This window comes from Ahrensia marina, from assembly GCF_042140245.1.
In the GTDB taxonomy this organism is placed as follows: domain Bacteria; phylum Pseudomonadota; class Alphaproteobacteria; order Rhizobiales; family MH13; genus MH13.
Window position 1 is genome coordinate 1,794,504 of sequence record NZ_CP159483.1, and the last position, 16,425, is coordinate 1,810,928.

The 16,425-nt window shown below is 56.9% G+C and carries 17 protein-coding genes; 6 read left to right on the forward strand and 11 right to left on the reverse strand.

Annotated features, from left to right (window positions below; translation table 11 throughout):
* The first annotated feature begins 58 nt into the window (after nucleotides 1-58).
* Nucleotides 59-682, forward strand: coding sequence for a TetR/AcrR family transcriptional regulator (locus ABWH92_RS08815; RefSeq protein WP_375574019.1), 624 nt, complete (start codon nucleotides 59-61; stop codon nucleotides 680-682).
* A 30-nt stretch (nucleotides 683-712) separates the two neighbouring features.
* Here ABWH92_RS08815 and ABWH92_RS08820 read toward each other — a convergent pair whose 3' ends face one another.
* Nucleotides 713-1,144 (reverse strand): response regulator, encoded by a 432-nt coding sequence (locus ABWH92_RS08820; RefSeq protein WP_375574021.1) that lies wholly within the window; start codon nucleotides 1,142-1,144, stop codon nucleotides 713-715.
* Between the two features lie 195 nt (nucleotides 1,145-1,339).
* Here ABWH92_RS08820 and ABWH92_RS08825 point away from each other — a divergent pair, with 195 nt between their 5' ends.
* On the forward strand, nucleotides 1,340-2,023 hold the full coding sequence (locus ABWH92_RS08825; RefSeq protein ID WP_375574023.1) for a fumarylacetoacetate hydrolase family protein: 684 nt from the start codon (nucleotides 1,340-1,342) through the stop codon (nucleotides 2,021-2,023).
* Nucleotides 2,024-2,031: 8 nt separating this feature from the next.
* On the opposite strand, the gene nagA is transcribed toward ABWH92_RS08825, so the two are convergent.
* From nagA to ABWH92_RS08870, 9 genes are all read right to left on the reverse strand, one after another.
* Nucleotides 2,032-3,192 (reverse strand): N-acetylglucosamine-6-phosphate deacetylase, encoded by a 1,161-nt coding sequence (nagA, locus tag ABWH92_RS08830; protein ID WP_375574025.1) that lies wholly within the window; start codon nucleotides 3,190-3,192, stop codon nucleotides 2,032-2,034.
* The gene (gene nagB / locus ABWH92_RS08835) at nucleotides 3,185-3,967 is read right to left on the reverse strand and encodes a glucosamine-6-phosphate deaminase (protein ID WP_375574026.1); all 783 of its coding nucleotides are present in this window, start codon (nucleotides 3,965-3,967) and stop codon (nucleotides 3,185-3,187) included. Before nagB ends, nagA begins: the two co-directional genes overlap by 8 nt.
* Before the next feature lie 15 nt (nucleotides 3,968-3,982).
* Nucleotides 3,983-5,074 carry an ABC transporter ATP-binding protein gene (locus ABWH92_RS08840; RefSeq protein ID WP_375574028.1) on the reverse strand — a complete coding sequence of 364 codons (1,092 nt, stop codon included), beginning with the start codon at nucleotides 5,072-5,074 and terminating at the stop codon, nucleotides 3,983-3,985.
* Nucleotides 5,075-5,095: 21 nt separating this feature from the next.
* On the reverse strand, nucleotides 5,096-5,923 hold the full coding sequence (locus tag ABWH92_RS08845; RefSeq protein WP_375574030.1) for a carbohydrate ABC transporter permease: 828 nt from the start codon (nucleotides 5,921-5,923) through the stop codon (nucleotides 5,096-5,098).
* A complete protein-coding gene (locus ABWH92_RS08850; RefSeq protein WP_375574032.1) occupies nucleotides 5,920-6,795 on the reverse strand; it encodes a carbohydrate ABC transporter permease in 876 nt (291 codons plus the stop codon). The genes ABWH92_RS08845 and ABWH92_RS08850 overlap by 4 nt, the downstream gene beginning before the upstream one ends.
* Nucleotides 6,796-6,810: 15 nt before the next feature.
* Entirely contained in the window at nucleotides 6,811-8,091 is a 1,281-nt protein-coding gene (locus ABWH92_RS08855; protein WP_375574033.1) for an ABC transporter substrate-binding protein, read from the reverse strand.
* A gap of 40 nt (nucleotides 8,092-8,131) precedes the next feature.
* A complete protein-coding gene (locus tag ABWH92_RS08860; RefSeq protein ID WP_375574035.1) occupies nucleotides 8,132-8,860 on the reverse strand; it encodes an SIS domain-containing protein in 729 nt (242 codons plus the stop codon).
* Nucleotides 8,857-9,597 (reverse strand): GntR family transcriptional regulator, encoded by a 741-nt coding sequence (locus ABWH92_RS08865; RefSeq protein WP_375574037.1) that lies wholly within the window; start codon nucleotides 9,595-9,597, stop codon nucleotides 8,857-8,859. Before ABWH92_RS08865 ends, ABWH92_RS08860 begins: the two co-directional genes overlap by 4 nt.
* Before the next feature lie 112 nt (nucleotides 9,598-9,709).
* A complete protein-coding gene (locus ABWH92_RS08870) occupies nucleotides 9,710-11,194 on the reverse strand; it encodes an FGGY-family carbohydrate kinase (protein WP_375574039.1) in 1,485 nt (494 codons plus the stop codon).
* 205 nt (nucleotides 11,195-11,399) lie between these two features.
* On the opposite strand from ABWH92_RS08870, the gene ABWH92_RS08875 reads away from it, so the two are divergent.
* From ABWH92_RS08875 to ABWH92_RS08890, 4 genes are all read left to right on the forward strand, one after another.
* Nucleotides 11,400-12,629, forward strand: coding sequence for a YbiU family protein (locus tag ABWH92_RS08875; protein WP_375574041.1), 1,230 nt, complete (start codon nucleotides 11,400-11,402; stop codon nucleotides 12,627-12,629).
* A 135-nt stretch (nucleotides 12,630-12,764) separates the two neighbouring features.
* Complete coding sequence (locus tag ABWH92_RS08880; RefSeq protein WP_375574043.1) at nucleotides 12,765-13,802, forward strand: cysteine synthase A; 1,038 nt, start codon at nucleotides 12,765-12,767, stop codon at nucleotides 13,800-13,802.
* Nucleotides 13,803-13,893: 91 nt separating this feature from the next.
* Nucleotides 13,894-14,376, forward strand: a complete 483-nt coding sequence (locus tag ABWH92_RS08885) for a twin-arginine translocation pathway signal (RefSeq protein ID WP_375574044.1) — start codon at nucleotides 13,894-13,896, stop codon at nucleotides 14,374-14,376.
* A gap of 14 nt (nucleotides 14,377-14,390) precedes the next feature.
* On the forward strand, nucleotides 14,391-14,990 hold the full coding sequence (locus tag ABWH92_RS08890; RefSeq protein WP_375574046.1) for a ferric reductase: 600 nt from the start codon (nucleotides 14,391-14,393) through the stop codon (nucleotides 14,988-14,990).
* Here the strand turns inward: ABWH92_RS08890 and ABWH92_RS08895 are convergent.
* Nucleotides 14,987-16,354, reverse strand: coding sequence for a cytochrome P450 (locus ABWH92_RS08895; protein ID WP_375574047.1), 1,368 nt, complete (start codon nucleotides 16,352-16,354; stop codon nucleotides 14,987-14,989). The two genes, ABWH92_RS08890 and ABWH92_RS08895, sit on opposite strands and share 4 nt — an antisense overlap.
* Nucleotides 16,355-16,425 lie beyond the last annotated feature (71 nt).

Here is a 16,425-nt window from a genome sequence, read left to right on the forward strand (position 1 = left end):
CATCGCCGACCACATATGTAAACGTCACTTACTTTGACAAGGCCCTAAGGTGCAATTTGTGAAAAAAGAGCCTCAGACATCTCAGCCAACCGACAGGCGCGAGGCCTATCATCATGGAGATTTGCGCGCGCATCTCATTGAAACTGTTCGACAATTGGTGGAACAAAAGGGCGTCGACGGGTTTTCCATCTCTGAAGCAGCGCGGATGGCGGGCGTCAGCAGTGCAGCGCCTTACAAGCACTTTCACGACAAGATGGAGATCGTTCGCGCCGTGGCATTGGAGGGTATGCACCGGCTAGGCTCCGCGATGCAGCAGGCGGCCGATGGAGCATCCGCCGCCAATTTTGGAAAGATCGATGCGGTGGGCCAATCCTATGTAGATTTTGCCCGTGCGGAGCCGGGTGTTTTTCGGTTGATGTTCGGACTAACCGAAACCCATGCCAGTGACCCGGAGATTATGTGCACGGGGCAGGAGACCTATGGCATCGTGCTGCGTGAAGTCGCCGCTGCGATGCCTGAAGGTACGAGTGAGACTGATGTTCAGCTAAGATCGTACCTTTTGTGGACGTTCGTGCACGGCCATTCGTTTTTGCAAATCGATGGGAAGGTTGAGGCGAGCAAGATGGCTGCCTCGGAGGATCAACTGATAGCCGAAATGTCTAAGCGCATTCTGAGCAACTAGATGCGAGCACCATGCGTATTCGCGATCACGCTAAGCAACACACTGTTCGTACTGGTCAATCTGAGTTGCACCGATCATTGAGCCGAGCGCCTCGCGCTTAAGCGGCTTGTCAAGAAAGTGCACATCTGGGTGGGCATTGCGAAAGGCGTCGGCGTCGCATTGCAGCAGTGGGACGGTCATCATGACGGCCACGCTTTTGATCAGCCCGCCGAGTTTGCAAGACCGGATTTGATGCAGGAATTGCACGCCGTTGAAATGCGGCATGCGAAAATCCAGCAAAAGCAAATCAACGGCGTCGCCTGTACTATTGATTTTTTTGGATAGGAAGAACGCCAACGCCTCACGTGAGTCGACAAACTGGTCAACGTGCGAAAACCACTGGGTTGCATCGATTGTGCGGCGAACAAAAAACTGATCGACCTCGCAATCGTCGAGGATGACAACGCTGCGTTTGTTTTCCATAGCGCTTCTGCCTTGCTTCGCTTTTGTTGGAATAGTGTACAATCATTCTAATGTATTGGGCAATTGATGAATGCTAGAACCTTCGTGCCATGAACCGCAGATTTGCTCGCGCCTGACGCCAGCTTCCCATTGCCTTGACGGTTTGAGGCGCTCCGTTCGACACAAAACTTGGTGCAGAGGGTACGGAAGTCCAGAATGACCTATGTGATTGCGCCGCCAGAACAGCCAGCACTTCCCGTTGTTGGCACGGACCATCTGTTCCCAGTGAGTCGCGTCTTCTGCATCGGACGCAACTATGCTGCGCATGCCGTTGAAATGGGTCATGATCCCGGCAAGGAAGCACCATTTTTTTTCTTCAAGAGTCCGTCGAGCCTAACCAGCGATGGTGTGTTTCCTTATCCTTCCATGTCGAGTGATGTGCACCATGAGCTGGAGATGATTGTCGCGCTCTCCAAAGGGGGCAGTGACATCGGTATTGATCAGGCCCGTGATCATGTTTTCGGTTACGGGGTTGGGCTCGATATGACGCGTCGTGATCTCCAGGGCGAGGCCAAGGCGATGGGCCGTCCATGGGAGGTCGGCAAATCGTTTGAGAAGTCGGCCCCCTGCGGACCGCTCGTCCCAGGAGCGGTATGCGGTCATCCTGAGGAAGGCGAGGTGACGCTGGAGATCAATGGGGAGCGGCGTCAGAGCGGTGACCTCAACCAGATGATCTGGAAGGTTCCGGAAGTCATTGCGATTCTATCGCGCTACTTCGTGCTGCAATCTGGCGATGTGATCATGACTGGTACGCCGTCTGGTGTTGGGCCAGTTCAGCGTGGTGATGTGATGCACGGCCGTATCGTTGGCATCGGCGAACTGACAGTGCGTGTGACCTGAAACTGGCCTTACTGTGCGAGAAACGCGTTGCCGTCGACCACCACTCCCATCGCTTGAAACCCATCATCAAGCAGTGTGAAGCTCGCGCGGTGTCCTATTTGAACGGTGCCGAGTTCTCCTGACAAACCCAATGCTTTGGCCGGGTTCAAACTCGCCATCCGCATGGCTTGAGCTGGCGACATGTCCATCAACGCGATGGCGTTACGTACAGCTTGATCCATTGCCAAGTGGGCACCGGCGAGTGTTCCGTCTGGCCCTGTCAGACGACCTTGGTTAAGCGTGATTGGCGTACCGTAAAGGTCGAAGCTGGTTATTGTGCCAGCGAGCGTCTTCATGGCGTCAGTTACCAGGCACAAACGGTCAGGCATCAGCTTAGCGACCATAGCAAGATTTTGCTGATCGACATGCAAACCGTCGGCGATGATGCCCGCAAAGAGTTCTGGGCACATCAATGCGCAACCAACCACGCCGGGATCACGGGCTGAGATTTGCGATTGGGCATTGAAAAGATGTGTTACGCCGCTGACACCGGCCTCAATCGCGCGCTCCACTTCCGATTTTGTGGCGTTGGAATGACCGATGAAAACACGAGTGCCAGACGCTACCAGTTGGCGGATTAGTCCGTGACTCTGGCACTCTGGCGCAAGGGTGAGAAGCACGGTCCCATTGGCCTGATTTATCACATCCACATCAGCCGGTTCGAGCGAGCGAATGAACTCTTTCGGATGGATGCCAGGGCGCTCTGGTGACAGAAATGGTCCCTCCAAATGGACGCCGAGAATGCCCGGTACTTCGCGATCTAGCGCCTCATTGGCCGCTGTAATGGCTTTGGTGTAATCGGCTTTTGGTGCTGTGATGAACGTTGGCATGATATGCGCGGTCCCGCCGTTGCGCGCCCCACTTGCTATACGCGCGATGGCGTTCGTAGTCGGTTCCTCATTGAACTGCGTATCGGCTGCACCATTGATCTGGATGTCAATGAAACCGGGCGCCGCCACTTTTGTTTCTATGGTGCCGGATGGCACGGTTTCTCCAGCACCTAACGGTTGGACATCTTCGATGATGCCGTCCGCAATGGTGATCAATTGGTTGGCGCGTGACTCGTCGGCTAAACCATCATAGAGATCGCGAGCGAAGATCGTGTTGATGGGGTCGCCATGATCAACCAAGGTCTGGCTCCTCACCATCAGGATGGATTTCCAGATAGTAATCGATCATGCACAGCTTGGCTGCTGCCTCTCGATCAACAACAACGGTTGTTCTGGGATGCATCTGAAGGGCAGTGGCCGGGCAATCGGCTCCCAATGGCCCCTCGATCATGCGAGCGACGGCTTCAGCCTTTGACGAGCCTGTTGCAAGCAGAACCGCGTGACGCGCGTCCAGAATGGTCGCGATGCCCATCGTGATGGCGTAGCGCGGCACGTCTTTTGGGTCATCGAAGAAGCGCGCATTGGCCTCACGTGTGCTGCGCGTCAGTGTCTTGATGCGCGTGCGCGCGCCTAGGCTGGAGGTTGGTTCATTGAAACCGATGTGACCATTGTGACCGATGCCGAGCAGTTGCAGATCGATACCGCCTTTGGCAGCTATCGCCGCTTCGTAGCGTTCGGCTTCGGCATAGGGGTTTGGAGCATTGCCGCGGGGCAGGTGACAAGCTTGTGGGTGCAAATCAACGTGGGAGAAGAGCAGTGCTTCCATCGTTTGCCGATAGCTTTGGGGATGGTCTGGCGATAGGCCGACATACTCATCCAAATTGAAAGTCGTCGTGGTTGCAAAGGACAGTGAGTCAGTGCGGTGGAGCGTGACAAGGTCGGCATAGACCTGCTCCATTGTGGAGCCAGTGGCGAGCCCAAGAACAGGTTGATCTGTCGTTGCGACGGTGTCAGCCACAAGGCCAGCGGTGCGGGCGGCAGCACGCTCAGCGGTGGGCAGAACAAGAACCTTCATCGCGGGCGCATCCTATCAGAGCCTACGGCCATTGGATGTGAAGAGGTAGGACGCTCCGTTCGATACGCGGAAAGGGACAGGGTCGCCGTAGCCTGGATGTGCGCCCCGCGGTAGCTCGGCAACGATAGCGTCCTCCCGGCTGGCGGCATTGTAAAGGAAGACGTTACTACCAAGGTCCTCCACCAGTTCGCAGATCAAGGTGAAGTCACTTGGTTCATCTTGTCCGCATTGAATCAAATCTTCTGGGCGCACACCAAAAACCGCATCACTTGGCAAGGTAGCCTCGGCATCACGCAGTGGCACAGCAAAGCCTGATACTTCGAGGGTTGGAATGTCGACCAGAGCATGACCATCGTCGTTGGTCCCCGTCACGTGTGCTGGGATCAAATTCATTTGTGGCGACCCTATGAAGCCTGCGACAAAAGTGTTGTCGGGATCAGTGTAGAGTTCGTTTGGTGTGCCCACCTGCTCAATGCGCCCGTCACGGAGAACAACAATGCGTGTGGCGAGTGTCATCGCTTCCACCTGATCATGGGTCACATAGATCATGGTTGCGCCAAGCTCGCGGTGCAGCTTGGCGATTTCCAAACGCATTTGAACACGCAGTTCGGCGTCGAGGTTCGATAGCGGCTCATCGAACAAAAAGACTTTCGGGTCACGGACAATTGTGCGTCCGATGGCAACGCGCTGGCGCTGACCTCCCGATAGCTGTTTGGGCTTGCGATCCAGATAGTCCTCCAGCTGCAACGTTGCTGCTGCCTTCTGAACCAGGATTTCACGCTCGGATTTGGGAACACCGGCCATTTCCAGGCCAAAGCTCATGTTCTCGCGCACGCTCATATGCGGGTAGAGAGCGTATGTCTGGAAGACCATGGCGACACCGCGCTCGGAGGGTTCTTTGCCGGTGACATCAACGCCGTCGATGGCGATGGTGCCGCCTGAGACGGTTTCCAGGCCTGCAACCATTCGCAGCAATGTGGACTTTCCGCAGCCGGATGGGCCAACGATGACCATGAACTCACCGCTTTCCACGGTCAGATCCAAAGGCTCGATCACCCGGACCGAACCGAAGGATTTGCTGACGCCTTTCAGCTCAGTGACGGCCATGGGCGAACTCCAAACATAGCATTATTTGACAGCTCCTTCGGTGAGGCCGGTGACAAACCAGCGGCCGATGAAAGCAAACACAATCACCACCGGTAGGATGGCAAGGCTCGCCCCGGCGAGCAGTAATCCCCAATCGACCTGGTACTGGCCGATGATGCCGGAAAACCCGACCGGAATGGTGCGTCGCGCATCCGAGAGGATCATCACCGAGGCGAACACATATTCGGTCCAGGAGGTGACAAAGGCGAAGATTGCCACCGCTGCGATACCAGGTGCGGTGAGTGGGATCATGATGCGCCAAAGCACCGTTAGCGGTGGTCCGCCATCGAGCCGAGCGGCTTCCTCAATCTCTTTGGGTATGGAAGCGAAAAAGGATCGCAGCATCCAAATTGCAAAGGGCAGAGCGAAGGCCACATTGACGATGATGAGGGCCAAACGTGTGTCCACCAATCCTGCTTTGGCGAACATGCCGAAGAGTGGGATCAGCACGACGATCGATGGGAAAGCGTAGGCGAGCAAAATGATGCGGTAGTAGGTTTCGCGGCCTTTGAATTCCAAGCGGAAGAAGGCGTAACCCGCGGGGATCGCCAGCAGCAGTGTGATGAGAGCTGACAGGCTGGAAACGACCAACGAATTGACCAAATACGTTCCGTAGTCCGAGGACGAGAGCAGCTTTTGGTAGTGTTCCAACGTGAACGATTGCGGGAACATCGTCGGGACGCGAGCGATGATTTCCTGGGGTATCTTGAAAGATCCAGAGACCACCCACCAGAACGGCAGCCCGACCAACGCCACGAAGAAAAGCACACCCACAACAAGCAGGGCATTCCATTTCAATCCACGCGTCATCTTTCCTCTCCGGAGCGCGCGAGGGATCGGGTGGCCAGCACCGCAAAGGCCATGAGAAGGATTGTTGCAAGCACAGCGATGGTTGCGGCCTCGCTCATCCGGTAGCTGCGGAAGGCGGTCTCATAGATGAGGATGGGGAGCGTGCGCGTACCGCCTGCTGGCCCCCCCTGCGTCATCAGCCAGATGATGTCGAACACGTTGAAAGAGAGCAGCGTACCGATGATCAGCAACACGGTGAGCGTCGGTGCCAACAGTGGCCATGTGATGCGGGTGAAGCGCTTGAAGGCGTTTGCCCCATCGATGCGTGCAGCTTCATAGAGCTCGGTTGGTATGCGCGAAAGGCCAGCCAGCATCATCAGCGCAATGAAAGGAAACCATCGCCAGGAATTGATGAACACCAGTGTGGCAAAGGCGCTTTCTGGCGTGGCAAAAAAACCAACTGGGCGATCCAATATTCCAAGTTGCATCAGGAGCGGATTGATCATGCCGCCGGATGTGGAGAACAACCAGCGCCAGATCATCACCACAACGACGGTGGGCACGATCCAGGTGAGGATGATCCATGTGCGCGCGACGCGTACACCGGGGAACTTCTGATGGAGGATAAGCGCTGCGGCAAGCGCAAGAACTGTTTGAACAACCGCATTAGCTAATACCCAAACAAGGCTTAGCCCAGCCGACTCCCAAAAGGCGGCATAGGTTAGGATGAAGCGATAGTTCTCAAACCCAACCCACTGGCCGCTGGTGCCAATGCCGCGGACATTTTGTAGGCTGAGTATGAAGGCAGAAACCAGCGGCCACGCAAGGGTGGCCGCCAGAAACAGCAGTGCCGGGGCGACGAACGCGAAAGCAAGGACCGGTTTGCGTGCCACGGCGAAGCCTTCAGTTTAGCGTGAGAGGTCTTCCATGCGGGCCTGGCCTGCTTCTACTGCGTCTGCGGGCTCCATGTGGCTGACGACCACGCTTTGCAGGGTTTCAGCGAGCACGTTCTGCGCCGAAATGGATGCAATTGCTGGGAACACACGGCCAGAGGTAAAGCCGAAAAGCTTGCCGTTCTGGCCGTTCGCGATGACCGTTTCGATCTGATCGCGATACTCTTGCACAACCGGGTCGCTCCAGAACGACTCCGCCGTCGCACCATCGGCTGTCACCGGCATGAAGAGGCCCGGCTCCATGTTGAGGAAGCGGCCATAGTTTTCTGGCTGAAGCAGGAAGCGAATGAACTCTTGTGAAGCTTCTCGCTCGGCTTCTTCCTGGCTCAGCAGCATTACGGCATTGGCGTAGGCAATGGTGGCATTGTCGTCTGAGCCATCGCGGGTTGGTATGGCAGCAACGCCTAGATCGGATGCATCACCTTCAGCCTGGTTTTCATAGGTGGAGATCACCGTGAACTGCATGATCATGCCGCAGCTGGCCGATGCAAAGCAGGCTTCGGCCTCGCCCCATGTCCAAGACGTTGCGTCCGGTGGAGAGAACTCCATCATGGAATTATAGAAGTCGTACGCGGCGACTGTGTCCTCGTTATCGAACCGTAGACTGCCATCTTCGTCATAGATTTCTGAAGCGCCGCCATTGACCATGACCGAGTAAATCGTCTGGTCGGTGTAGAGCTGGCGGTTGGCTGGCAGCCCCATACCAAAACGGCCATCGGTGGTGAGAGCTTCAGCGGCTGCGTGCCACTCGTCCCAGCTTGTGGGCACGTCGATGCCAGCCTCTTCCAGCACGCTTTTGCGGTACCAGAGATTGAGCGTCATGTTGTAGAGCGGCACCGCCCAGACGCCATCATCATAGCTGTAGGCTTCAACAGTGCTATCCACAAAATCGTGCTCAGCGTCGAGCTCAGTCACGAAATCTTCCACCGACGTCAGTGCACCCATTTCTTTCAGGATGGGTGCGAAATCAGGAATGGCGAACAGCATATCTGGCCCGGTTCCAGCGGCCAGTGCGGCAGGCGCTTTGGCATAGATCTCGCCCCAGTTTTGCGGTTCCTGCGAGACCACAATGTCCGGGTTGGCGGCGTTGAACTCGTCGATCAGCATTTGGATGCGTTCCACCCGGTGTGGCGGTTGCTCCATGTGCCAAAGCGTGATCTCGACAGCGTCGGCAAACGCCGTTGCTGGAACGGTCAGCATGGCTGTTGCGAGCAGTGTTCTGAAGGCGATTTTCATACCATGTCCCTCCCTGTGGGATCTGTTGTCACGGGGCATTCTACAGGTGTCGGTTGCGCTTGGCGTAGCGCTCGACCAACGCCCTGTTGCTCTCCTTCGCGCCGGGCATGTTGGCGCTCAGGTAGATCGGTGGTTCGTGTTGCTCGGCCAGCCGGTGGGCGACTTCGGCGAAGATGGCGTTGATGATGGCGACACCGATGGCGGTGGACGCCGGACCTGACTTCAAATCAGTGCCAGGCAGTTGCACGATCGCGTCGCCAGGCGGCGTGCCATTGTCGATGACGATATCAGCCACATCAGCGAGTTTTTCCCGACCATTGGCGCTGGCGGTGGAATAGGCCACAGATGTGATTGCGATGACCGTGCAACCGATCTGTTTGCCTAAGCGTGCCGCTCCCAGTGGTGCAGCATTGGTGCCGGAGTTGGACGCAACAAAAAGCACATCGTTGCTGGTGATCGGATAGCGATCAAACAGCGGCTTGATCACGCCTTCATTGCGTTCCATGGCCGTCGATGCGATGGCGCCCTCGTGAAGCATCAGCCCAGATGCGAGAATGGGCACGGTAAAGGCTGGGCCACCGGCGCGGTAATGCACTTCTTCAGCCAGCATGTGTGAATGGCCGGTGCCAAACACGTAGACCAAGCCATCCTTGCTCACCGTTTCAACAATGGCATTTATGGCAGCTGCCATCGGCTTGGCAGCCTCGTTCTTTAGCGCGCTGAGCCGCTGGCAGAGTTCATCCAAATACGCGTTAGCAACAGAGTTCATGCGTGCGCCTCGGCAGGGATGGTGAGTTGAACCTTCATCTGGAAAGCATTGCCACGATAGGTGGACCTTACAAACTCGAAGGGTCGGTTGGTGTTGTCGAAGGTCAACCGGGTTTGCATGAGGACCGCCGCACCTGGGTCAATGCTGAGCGTCAGTGCGATGGACTGATCGGCCAGCGCAGCTTCCAGCGTCTGCTCGGCAATGACCGGTACGATGCCAAAGTGACGCTTAAGGTTGCCGTAAAGCGAGGATGTCGCAAAATCAGCCTTTGATAGCAGATCGGGCGCACGCGCTGCGTCGATCTCCGTGCGTTCAAAGGCGACCGGCATTTCATCGGCCAGACGAACACGCGTCAGACGGTACACCAACTGTTTAGGACCAAGCTTGAGCGCTTTGGCCGCTTCGTCTGTTGGTGCGCAATGCTGTGCCTCCACAACAATACTTGATGTTGTGCGCCCTTGGCGTTCCATCTCTTCAGTGAAGCCAGAAAGAGCTGAAAGCTCCTGCCGGATACGCGGTGTGCCGACGAAGGTGCCGTGGCCAACCCGTGTTTCCAACATGCCGCGCCCAGCCAATTGTTCGAGCGCTTTGCGCGCGGTCATGCGGCTGATGCCAAGCTGTTCTGCCATGGCCCGCTCAGAGGGTAACTGCTCACCCGCTTTTAAACGGCCGGACAGGATGTCGGCTTCCAACGCCGAAGCGATCTGTCGGTAGCGGGCCTGCTGAGGTTCAGGCATGGATGACGGTTTCCGTAGACAGCAAAGGACTATACCAGTACAAAAATGGTATATACCAATTTTTGGATTGGCAAGGGCCGATGGTTCGATGCGAGTTGTTGGGTGGTACCGGTTAGTGAAGAAGGGCGTCGCGGTGCTTTGCGAAACGGTCGCGAGCCTCAACCCAAGACTGGTGTGATGCCGTTTCCGGTTGGGTTAGCGTCCCGGTTGCCGACGTGGCCCGCGATGCCTCTTTTACGCTTGCAAATGTGCCAATAGCGGTGGCAGCCAAGAGGGCTGCACCCTTGGCACCGAACTCCGAGCCTTCAGGCACAAGAATGGGCCTGCCAGTCACGTCGGCGATTATCTGGCACCATACTGAGCTATGGCTGCCGCCGCCCGTCAGGGTGATGGGCATGTCGGGTTTGATGGATAGCAGATCCACGAGGTCGGCTATCGCAAACGCGACGCCCTCATAAACGGCACGCACTATGTCAGCGCGGTCGTGGCCAGCATGCAGGCCACAAAACTGGGCTCGAGCGTTAGGGTCGGCGATTGGTGCGATGATGCCGCTCTCGCTCAGATAGGGCAGATACGTAACGCCATTGGCTCCTATTGGCGTGTTGGCGACCATTGCATTGACCTTTGAGAAGCGGTTCGGATCGTCTTTTAGGTCAGGAGCAAAAAGCTTGAGCGTCCAATCGAGGTTGAGCGTTCCTGCCACGTTGACCATCGCGCGATACCAATGCCGGTCTGGCAGAGAGAACAGCAGGCCAAGGTCAGCGGGCGTGAAAACTGGTTCGTCGTGACAGACACCGACCATACAAGTTGTGCCGAGGATTGCTGTCGCTGCACCCGCCTTCAATCCATTGGCGCCGATGACATTGGCAATCACATCGCCTGCACCTGCAACGACGGGAGTACCCGTCTGCAAGCCCGTGCGTTCTGCTGCCTCGGGAGCGAGATGACCAACGACATCTTGGCTGTCTGATACACTGGGCAGTAAGCGGGTCAAGTCGGCGATCCCGAACATGTCCATTAATTCTGGGCTGCGATCCTGTGATCGTGCGTCGCCGGGAAGTACGGCCGCTTCGCTTCGGTCTGCCGCAAAAGTTCCTGTGAGGTGATGGCGCAGGAAATCCTTGTAGGTGAGCACGTGCGCCGTTCGCGCTAAGAGATCCGGCTGGTTTTGTTTGAACCAGGCGAGAACTGGTAGGGTGCAGCCTTGCTGCAGCACCGACCCGGACACCGAAAAGATGTCCGACATAAGCGATGGGCGGTCAGCTATCATGGCTTCGAGTAAGTCTTGGCTGCGGCTGTCCTCCCAGTTGATGCCTGCTCGCAGGGCTTTGCCGTCTTCGTCCACCAGCCAAGCACCGACCATGGCGCCTGAAATCCCGATAGCTTTGATGGCTTCTTCGTGACCTTTGATGGTTTCAGCAATAACGTGCTCAAGCGCATCGAGACAGGCTTGTGGATCGGCTTCGACCCAGCCCTGCTGAGGTCGTTGCAATGGCGTATGGGCGCTTGCGACGCTGACTTGCCTACCGGTCGCATCAAAAACTGCTGCCTTCAGCACCGAGGAGCCAGCATCAATCCCAAGAAACAGGTTGGCCATCACGTCTCCCAAGCACATGCTTTGCACAATCGGGAGCGTGCATAGCGATCTTTGCGTCGCTCTGCCAATGCGCGAGCGCAAAGAACTGGCATCAGATGCTCACATCTTGGCTTGATCGTGGGGCATCGCGGTGCTCAACTGCGCGTGAAAAAAAGAGCCGCCCATATCTGTCCATAAGAGCGGCCGATCTATTGGGAGACCTTTGATGAGCGCTGATCTTGCCACCTATATTCGCGACACCAAGCAGCATTTGCGCGGTTTGCAAGATGTGAAAGCAGCCTTCAACTCAGTGCGCGAGGCGATGCTGCGTGAGGTCGACACCATTGCCGAGAACGACGCGCAAGGCCGCCCAAATATACCGGAAGTGAACTATGCCGATGTGCAGGCGGGTCGTGTTCCTGCTGCAACCGTCGATGCCATTCGCCGCACCGGAACCGCCATTGTTCGTGGTGTTTTTCCAAAGGCGCAGGCGGAAAGCTGGAACGCGGAGCTTGGTGATTACATCGCTGAGAACGACTATCTGGCCAAGCAAAAAGAAAAAGCTGGCATGGACAAATACTTCAGCCAGTTGAAGGCCGGAGCGCCGCAGATCTACGGGCTATACTGGTCCAAGCCGCAGGTTATGGCGCGGCAGGCAGAAAGCATGGCGGCGACCAAAAGCTTTCTCAACCGGCTCTGGGATGTTGATGGTCCGATGGGCGATGAGTTCGATCCCGACATGGACTACGCCTATGCGGATCGCACGCGCCGCCGCGAGCCCGGCGACACGACTTTGGGCCTTTCACCGCATATGGATTCAGGGTCGTATGAGCGTTGGGTGGACCCGGCCTATCAACGCATCTATGGCGCGATCTATGAGGGGCATTGGCAGGATTACGACCCCTGGAAGGCGACGTTCCGAACGCAAACACGCGAGTATGCATCGCCTGCTGTCTGCTCCATGTTCCGCACCTTCCAAGGTTGGACATGCTTGACACCACAAGGTCCCGAGGATGGCACACTGCGGGTGATCCCATCGGCAAAGGGTATCGCCTACATGCTGCTGCGCGCGCTGCAAGACGATGTGGCTGACGATGATCTCTGCGGTGCTCAACCTGGCCGCGCTTTGTCGTGCAGCCCAGACTGGCATCAGGACATTCTCAACGGATTGGTTTCTATTCCGTTGGTCGAGCCAGGTGATACGGTGTGGTGGCATCCAGATGTGGTGCACGCTGTGGGTGATGAGCATCACGGCAAAGACTATGCGAACGTGATCTACATTGCTGCCTCGCCCAAATGCGCGAAGAACGAAGCCTATGCCCGTAAGCAGGCGGAAAAGTTCCTGGCTGGTGAAAGCGCCCCTGACTTTGCTGCTGAAAACTATGAGGTCGACTTCAAGGGACGCGCGACGCTGGATGATCTGACCGAGCTTGGTCGCGCACAAATGGGGTTCTAGCGGCGCAATCAAATGTCATTGAATGATGTTTGATAAAAATGACATTGCGTTGATCGTCCGAATAGATGGTATTCGCGCCTTGAGCTTTGCGTGGCGGGCGCCTATCACGGTTGCCTTGTTGTAAGGAGCCCTGCCATGTCCGCCACCCATTCTGATCTTGCCTCGATGATCGGCAACACGCCGCTCATCCGCCTTCGCGGACCGTCCGAAGCGACGGGCTGCGAGATCTTGGGCAAGGCAGAGTTTCTCAATCCCGGCCAGTCGGTCAAGGATCGGGCTGCGCTTTACATCATCCGCGATGCGGTGGATCGCGGTGCGCTGAAGCCTGGCGGGACGATTGTTGAAGGCACAGCGGGCAACACCGGCATCGGGCTGGCTTTGGTGGGCGCTTCGCTTGGCTTCAAGTCAGTGATTGTGATCCCTGAAACGCAGAGCCAAGAGAAAAAGGATATGCTTCGGCTGGCGGGCGCACAGTTGGTGGAAGTGCCCGCGGTTCCTTACAAAAACCCCAACAACTACGTGAAGTACTCACAGCGTCTGGCCGATGAACTGGCCAAAACCGAACCCAATGGCGCGATTTGGGCCAATCAGTTCGACAATGTCGCCAATCGTCAGGCCCATATCGAAATGACGGGCCCTGAAATCTGGGATCAAACCGATGGCAAGGTGGACGGCTTCGTTTCAGCGGTGGGTACTGGTGGCACATTGGCGGGGGTTGGCATGGCGTTGCAGCCTAAAGGCGTAACCATTGCGCTAGCCGACCCTGGTGGTTCGGCCATCCATTCCTTTTACACGACTGGTGAATTCAAGGCTGAGGGCAACTCGATCACCGAAGGAATCGGGCAAGGGCGCGAAACGGCCAATCTGAAAGGTTTTAAGCCCGACCGTTCTTACTCCATCCCCGATGATGAAGCGCTGCCCATCGTCTTTGATTTGCTTGAGCATGAAGGGCTGGTTCTTGGCGGGTCATCCGGCATCAACGTCGCTGGTGCGATGCGTCTTGCCCGTGATCTTGGGCCGGGCAAAACCATCGTGACCATCCTTTGCGACTACGGCACGCGCTATCAGTCCAAGCTGTTCAATCCCGCGTTTTTGCGCGAGAAGAGCTTGCCGGTGCCAGCTTGGCTGGAAGGCGAGGGGCGGAGTGTTCCTCAGGTGTTCGAGCCCGTTTGATAGGTCTGCCTCATTTTTCCTCACGACCCATTGTTGTCATTTTTCGCGCTCAACACTTACTTACAAAAGTAAGTTGTCAGGAGACTGCTTAATGTCATCAAAACTTCTCAGTCGACGAACCCTGCTTGTTACCGGCGCGACGGGTGCTGCCGGTCTATTGTTGCCAGCAACAGCGAAGGCCCAAACGGTCGAGCCAACACGTTCCATGCGCGGTGGATCCAACAATTATCGCCCGGGTGCACCAGTCGTGGAGCGGATAGGCGGTGGCGGATTCATGATGGCAGGAACTGTGCGCCGTGCCGGTGACGGTGCGCCGCTTGCCGGTCAGCGCATCCAGATTTGGGCGCACACAACCGAGGGCCATGAGCGCGACCTGCACAGCCATGGTGCCACATTGACCGACGACAACGGGGTTTTCCGCATGGATATGCCACAGATTGTGCCGGCCTTTGGCCAGGCGCACGGGCATCTGGCGTATGACAGCGAAGCCTTTGAAACGGTGTTCCTGCGCCCGGTTATGTCGCGATCCAGCGATACCAGCCTTGAGGCCCATTTCGTGCTGCAACCAGCCTAGGGGCAGGGCTGCCCATGCGTGGGTTGCTGATTTGGGCGGGGCTCCTGCTGGCGCTGGGTATGCCGCTTGTGCTGGCGGCTTTCAGTCCGCAGCTCGCCTGGCGCGAGCCGATCTACATCGCATCAAGTTTTGCAGGCATCATAGGCCTGGGGTTACTTTTGGTGCAGCCTCTTTTGATTGCTGGCTATCTGCCGGGCTTCGCCAAGATTGTAGGCAGACGCATCCATAAAGTGGTGGGTGGAGCGCTGGTTGTTGCAGTGCTTGCACATATTGGCGGCCTCTGGGTCACCAGTCCGCCCGATGTGGTGGATGCACTGCTTTTCGTATCACCAACCCCGTTCTCGCTGTGGGGTGTGATTGCTATGTGGGGGTTGATTGCCACAGCATGTTTGGCCGCACTGCGGGGCATGCTTAGGTTGCGTTGGATCACGTGGCGCGTGCTTCACCTTGGGTTGGCAGCCATTATTGTAGCCTGCACTGTGGCTCACGCCCTACTGATCGAGGGCATCATGGAAAGCCAGTCAAAAGTGTTGCTTTGTGTGTTGGTGGTACTCGCCGCTCTGCCTGTGGCTTTGCATTGGCGGGTAGGCCGCCAATCAACAGCGAGACGTTAGCGCTTTTGGAGCTTCACCATGATTTGCTCATTGGGCCGTGTGGTCATGCGCGCGACGGGACGCACATCGGGGTTTTCGATCTCAATATCGTGGCCGCGAACCAGCCGCGCTAGAAACAACGTGCTTTCAATGGTGGCGAACGCAGCGCCGGAGCACAGCCGTTGGCCCTGTCCAAAGGGGATGTAGCAGCCCGGCGTCATCTCCGCCTCGCGCTCTGGTGAAAAGCGATCCGGATCGAAGACATCTGGATCCTTCCAATAGCACTGATGGCGATGCACCACCCAGGGCGCGATCATCACCAGAGCGCCTTTTTTGATCCGCTTTTTTCCAAGCCGAGTGCTTTGCAGCGCCACACGCGGCAGGAAGGTGATGGGCGGATAGAGCCGCAGCGTTTCGCGAAACATATTACGGGTGAAGGTGAGCTTCTTGGTATGCTCAATGGTGATGGGATCATCGCCTGCCACCGCTTGCACTTCGGCCCGCATGCGTTCGCGGGTCGGGGCATGCATGGCCAGCAGATAGACGGCCCAGGTGAGCGCGCTGGCGGTGGTTTCGTGTCCGGCCAAGAAGAAAACACCGAGTTGGTCGATCAGTTCTTCGCGGGTGAAGCCTTCGCCAGTCTGCTCGTCCCGGGCTGCGATGACTGCTGAGGCAATGTCGTCATAGGTGCCCTTGGGCGCTTCCCTATGACCATCAATCCAGGTGCCCAGATGCGAACGAATACGCGCGCAGGCCGCCAGCACATCGGGTTTTTGCGGCACTTTGCTCCACGCTTTGTCAAAGATCAGCCGGAGCACCTCAACTTGCGCAACAGAGCGCTCGAAAATCGCAAAGTCATCAAAGACTTGGTTGGCGATCTCCGACTTCAGCGAAGAGGAAAACACCGTGCGGCAGATAATGTCAGCTGCCAGATGACCCATCGCCTTATCCAGCGAAAAGGACCGTCCTTGAGCGAGTGTTTTGTCGAAGAATGCTTCGGCTTCATCCACACCTGCGCTCATGGCAGGGAAGGCGCGATTGATGCGCATGGCCGTAAAAGCCGGGTCCACCATGGCACGTTGTCGCCGCCAGGTGTCGCCTGAGGAGACAAAGATGGAGTCGCCGATCAGTGCCTCGGTGGCGTTCACCATCAGGTCGCTTTTGGGAAAAATCTCGTTCTCATCGCTCAAGACTTCCCGGATCAAAGCTGGATCGTTGGCAATGATGATGGACCGGCGGGAATAGCCAAGCGGGCCTATAGGATCGCGATAGGCCGTGATCGGCAACAGGCTGAGAAGATCGCCATCGCCTTGGCGCAGCACGCGGATGAGCGAAACAATGGCGGGCAGAGAAACAGGGCGAGGCGGTATGTAAGGACTGTTCATTATGGCCAATCGGGCGATATTCGCTCTACATTCACCACAAATCTACTGGCTTTGACACCCTCAACTGTCGC